Origin of the sequence: Methylibium sp. T29, from assembly GCF_000576205.1 — a bacterium.
GTDB lineage: Bacteria > Pseudomonadota > Gammaproteobacteria > Burkholderiales > Burkholderiaceae_C > Methylibium > Methylibium petroleiphilum.
Genome location: NZ_AZND01000469.1, coordinates 1 through 1,492, shown reverse-complemented (window position 1 = coordinate 1,492; position 1,492 = coordinate 1). Strand labels below are relative to the sequence as shown.

The following is a 1,492-nucleotide window of genomic DNA, read 5'->3' as shown; positions in this document are numbered from 1 at the left end:
GGCCGGCGCGCTGGGACACCGGGTCGAGCGCGCGCCCGGCACGGCCGGCCGGCGTGGCGCGATCGAGGAGCTCGGGCCGCTGGGATCGGTGGCGATGGAGCCGGGCGACGTGTTCGTGATTGAGACGCCCGGCGGCGGCGGCTACGGCTCGCCCGGGCTTTGACGCTCGGTCGGCACGGGCGGTGGCTGGCAGATACCCAAGCCGTGGCAGAGGACTTTTCCCGATGTGAGAATGAACGTTTATTCAGAGCGTTCTGATCATCAATCTGGGAGCCGTCGCTGCCGTGGCGCGCCCCGACCCGACGAGGTGCCAGATGGTTTTCCCGCGAGTTTCGATGCGCCACGGGGCGCAGATGGCCGTCCTGTCTCTGGCGGCCCTGCTGGTGGCCTGCAGCCGCGGCGGCGCGGCCAACGCGCCGGCTGCCCCGCCGCCGGCCGAGGTGGGTGTGCTGACCGTCAAGCCGCGCACCGTGTCGCTGCAGAACGAGTTGCCCGGCCGTGTTTCCGCGCTGCTGGTGGCCGAGGTCCGGCCGCAGGTCGGCGGCATCGTGCTGACCCGTGACTTCCGCGAAGGCAGCGATGTCCGCAAGGGCCAGACGCTGTACCAGATCGATCCCGCTCCCTTCCGCGCGGCCTTCGGCAGCGCCCAGGCCACGCTCGCCCGGGCCCAGGCCAACGTGGTGGCGGCGCAAGCCAAGTCCGACCGCTACAAGGAGCTGGTGCAGATCGACGCGGTCAGCAAGCAGGCGGCCGACGAAGCCATTGCGGCCGCCCTGCAGGCCGAGGCCGATGTCGCCGCCGCCAAGGCGGCCCTCGAGACCGCGCGCATCAACCTCGCCTACACGCGCATCACCGCGCCGATCTCCGGCCGCATCGGCAAGTCCAGCGTGACACCGGGCGCGCTGGTGACCGCCAACCAGGCGCAGGCGCTGGCGACGGTGCAGCAGCTCGACTCGATCTACGTCGACGTGACGCAGTCCAGCGCCGAGTTGCTGAGACTGCGCCGCGAACTGGCCGCCGGACGCCTGAAGACCGACGCGGCCAACCAGGCCGCGGTGAAACTCAAGCTGGACGACGGCACGCTGTATCCGGTGAGCGGCAAGCTGCAGTTCTCCGATGTGACGGTCGATGAGCAGACCAACTCGGTGACGCTGCGCGCGACCTTTCCCAATCCCAAGCAACTGCTGCTGCCGGGGCTGTACGTGCGGGCGGTGCTGGAGGAAGGCGTGCGCGAGAACGCGATCCTGGTGCCGCAGCAGGCCGTGGCGCGCGACAACCGCGGCAACGCGATCGCGATGGTGGTCGGGGCCGACGGCAAGGTCGAGCAGCGCGCGGTGCAGGTGCCGCGTTCGGTCGGCAACGAATGGCTGGTCGATGCGGGTCTGAAGGCAGGTGACCAGGTGGTGTTCGAGGGGCTGCAGAAGGCCCGCCCCGGCGCGCAGGTGAAGGCGGTGGAGCGGGTGCCGGGCGCTGGCGCCTCGGCGCCGGCTCC

At 71.0% G+C, this 1,492-nt stretch carries 1 protein-coding gene; it reads left to right on the top strand.

The features are described 5' to 3' along the window. Positions 1–335: 335 nt before the first annotated feature. Positions 336–1,492: efflux RND transporter periplasmic adaptor subunit (locus x551_RS22100; RefSeq protein ID WP_036251561.1), on the top strand; the 1,157-nt coding region annotated here is incomplete at its 3' end.